General features: G+C 61.3%; 2 protein-coding genes. Both read right to left on the reverse strand.

The features are described 5' to 3' along the window. Positions 1-210: 210 nt before the first annotated feature. On the reverse strand, positions 211-1,731 hold the full coding sequence (locus tag ABWU19_RS14485) for an Rqc2 family fibronectin-binding protein (protein ID WP_435902359.1): 1,521 nt from the start codon (positions 1,729-1,731) through the stop codon (positions 211-213). A gap of 480 nt (positions 1,732-2,211) precedes the next feature. Continuing rightward, positions 2,212-3,345: a non-hydrolyzing UDP-N-acetylglucosamine 2-epimerase gene (gene wecB, locus ABWU19_RS14490; protein ID WP_435902360.1), complete on the reverse strand. Its 1,134-nt coding sequence runs from the start codon at positions 3,343-3,345 to the stop codon at positions 2,212-2,214. Positions 3,346-3,554 lie beyond the last annotated feature (209 nt).

Below are 3,554 nucleotides of genomic sequence, written 5' to 3' on the forward strand. Positions count from 1 at the left end.
TCAAACAAAAAGCGCTAAGAGGCTATCTTTTTGAATCCTAGAGCACACCCCTCGCTGCGCTCGGCGAAGAAAGCGTATCCCTTCGGTCGGGTTAGTTCGTCACCGAACGGTGACGAACTAACCGAATCTGGTATTAGAGGAGCTAAATCCATCCCAGGAATTAAGTTGCCAGAGCACTAAGCAGTCTAGCCAAATGCAAAGCCACCACACTCAACTGTCCGGAAGCTCAGCATCCACAAAAAGCGTCCTGCCCTGGGTGTAGAGCACCTGGCCGGGGGCCGCCTTGCGGGGCCGCCAGACGTGCTTTTTGGCGGTATAGTCCACCGCCACGTTTTTTTCGCCCCTGGCTTTGGAGTAATAAGCGGCCAATTGGGCCGCAAAGAGCAGGTCGGACAGGCTGGTGGCCTGGCCCTGGGTGCGCAGGATTACGTGCGAACCGGGGAGGCCCTGGGCGTGGAACCACAGGTCTTCGGAGTGGGCCATGCGGGTCAGGAGGTCGTTTTCCTTGCTGTTGCGGCCCACCCAGACCTCAAAGCCACCGGGGCTTTTGCAGCGAAGCCCCACCTGGGGGCCTTTGGCCTTGATTTTGCGGTTTTGCTCCAGCAAGGTCTGGCGGGGGAGTTGCTCGAGCTGGTCTAAGTCGCGCTCGAGCCCCGCGATCTGGGCCTCGGTGGCCGGAATCAGCTCGAGGGCCTTTTCGGCGTTGGCCTCCAGCCGCTTGGCCCGTGCGTAGAAGTTGCTGGCGTTCTGGATGGGCGAAAGGCCCGCTTCCAGAGGAATTTCCACCGGCTGGCCGGAAAAGTCCTCGAGCCGAGCCACCGGCCCTGGCGGCAGGCTGTGCCCGTAGGCCATCAGCAGGTCGGCCCAATGACGCAGCCGCTGGGCTTCCTCTAGCCGCTCCCAGGCCCGGGTGTAGTCCTGCAGGCGGGCCTTTAGGGTTTTGAGCTGGCGGCGCAGGGCCTCGCGCAGGGGCTTGCGCAGGGCCTCGGTCTCTTCCTGCTCCCAGGCTTGCCGCAGCTCTTCGGTGAGCTGGGTTTGCAGGCCGGGCTGCTCCACCAGGCTGTGGATAACCCTGTGGATAAGCGGCAGATGTTCGGGGTTGAGCGGGGTTTGGGGGCTGAGCTGGGCCCGGCGGGCCAGTTCGGCCCCCAGCTCCTTGCCCACCCCGTCCAGGTTTTTGATGAGCTGCGAGAGGGTTTGACCCACAAAGGGCTCGAGTTCCTCTGCCTGCAAGGTGCGGGGGTCGAGCTTCTGGTAGGGGGGAGGCGGGGTGTAGGGCAGGCCAGGGCGCAGTTCGCGGAAGCGATTGATCGCCGAGGTAACGGGGCGGTCGAGGCCCACAATCTGTCCTTCCTGGTCGCAAAGGATCAGGTTGGCGTTGCGCCCGGTTAGCTCGAAGACCAGCCGGGTAGGGGCGGTGTCCACAAAACCCTTTTCGCCCTCAAACTCCAGAATAACCACCCGGTCGAGCTTGATCTGCTCAATTCTGAGCAAGCGCCCCTTGCAACGGGCCTCCAGGAGGCGCTGGAAGGGGGTTTTGGCTTGGCCCTCGAGGCGGCCCGGCTCCAGCGTCAGCAGGGGATGGGGCGGCCGGTAGCGCAGCACCAGGTTGCCCAGGCCCTCCAGCAGCAAGGCGGCGCTGCCTTCGTCGGGGAAAGCCCAACCCAGGCTGCGCAAGGGCAGGCGCCCAGCTATTTCGCGCACCACCGCATGAATCAGTAAACCTTCCACGTTCCGGAGTCTAGCGGACTCCTGACTCCGCGCCCACCCTGGTTGAGCACATGGGTATATGTCATGGTGGTATTGAGCGCTCACAACTTGATTGCTTTGTTTTGTAAAGAACAGCTGCCTCCCGGATGGGAGGGAACTTCTTGTGAAGAGCGCGATCGGTCGCGAACATGCAAGGCTTTTGCGTACTCGAGCTGTTGCTGCAACCTGCCAACCAGTTTGGCTGGTAACATGGTCTTGCGCTCCCGGTCGCCTTTGGTTTCACGAACTGTATTTTCCTTTCGGGCAAAGTCAGTATCCTTGACCCGCAGTCCGAGTAGCCACTGGTCTGCACTGGCGGGGGCACTGCTCCCAGCTGGCAGGCGAATTTGCCGAACCAGCGCAAGGGGCGCATTGTGCGAAAAAGCTCAAAGGCAACCTTGCCCAGCCCGGCCTGGCCTACCACCTTTGAGCTACGGGGGTTCATCTGCAGAGGTTCTTCTTTTAACGCGGCACGCTGTAGCCCGCCCAGTCGACGGGGCGTTCCGCCAGGCCCAGGCGCCAGGCCACTCCCTGGGCACAGCGCTCACCTGCCTTGCCATCGCCATAGGGGTTGGGCCGGAGGCGCATGGCCTGCAGGGCGGCTTCATCCGAGAGCAGGGTGTGGATGGTCGCAAAAACCTGCTCTGGGTCGGTTCCGGCCAGCTTCAAGGCCCCCACCTCGAGCCCTTCGGGTCGTTCGGTTACGTTGCGCAGCACCACCACCGGTATGCCCAGGGTGGCCCCGCTTTCCTGAACCCCGCCGGAGTCGGTTACGAGCAGAGTTGAGCGCCTCATCAACCCAGCCATAGCGCCAAACTCCAGCGGCTCGAGCAGCTCGAAGTTGGGCACTTTTTCCAGCACTGGATACACGGCCTCCCGCACCGCCGGGTTCAGGTGCACCGGGTATACAAAATGACACTCGGGATGGGCCCGGGCTACTCGAGCCAGGGCCGCAGCCAGCTCGTGCATAAAGGGCAGGTTTTCACGGCGGTGCATGGTTACGGTCACGATGCGCTTGCCTGCGGGCAGGGGGGGAGGGGTGCCGCGTTTGCTGGCATACAGCACCGCGTCTACTTCGGTCTGGCCTGTTACGATTATGTTTTGCGCGGCTTTGCCCTCCTGCAAGAGGTTTTTCTTAGAAGTATGGGTAGGGGCCAGATCCAGGTCGGTGAGCACATCGGTCAGGCGGCGATTGGCTTCCTCGGGGAAGGGCTCGAGCAGATTAAAGCTACGCAGCCCCGCCTCTACGTGTGCAACTGGAATATGCTCGAAGAAAGCCGCCAGGGTTACGGCAAAGGTGGTCAGGGTATCGCCGTGCACCATCACATAGTCGGCGCGAAGCTCCTTAAGTTTTGCTGCCGCAGCTGGCACAATGCGTCCCATCAGGTCTGGGAGGGTCTGGCGCTCGGTCATCACCTGTAAGTCGGCGTCGGGCTCGATGCCAAATACCCTTAGAGCGTCCTCGAGCTGTGTGCGGTGTTGCCCGGTTGAAAGCACAATGGTTTCGATACCCGCCAGCTTGCGCATAGCAAAGATAACCGGAGCCATCTTGATGGCTTCGGGCCGGGTTCCAAAGGCCAGCACCACCCGCTTCATGGCGCCTCCTGCCGATTTGCTGGTAAATACAAGGTCTTCATCCTGTCGAACTATAGTATAGCTCTTTTGCTGCTGCGTTCAGATAAACATAGGACCAGGCTCTTATCATATACAGCATGAACCCGAACAAACCCATACCCAGCCCCATTCCTTACCTGATGCAAGTACCTGACCTGCGGGCACACAACACCACCTACGACTGGCGGATG

This window comes from Meiothermus cerbereus (assembly GCF_051297115.1).
Lineage (GTDB): Bacteria > Deinococcota > Deinococci > Deinococcales > Thermaceae > Meiothermus > Meiothermus cerbereus_A.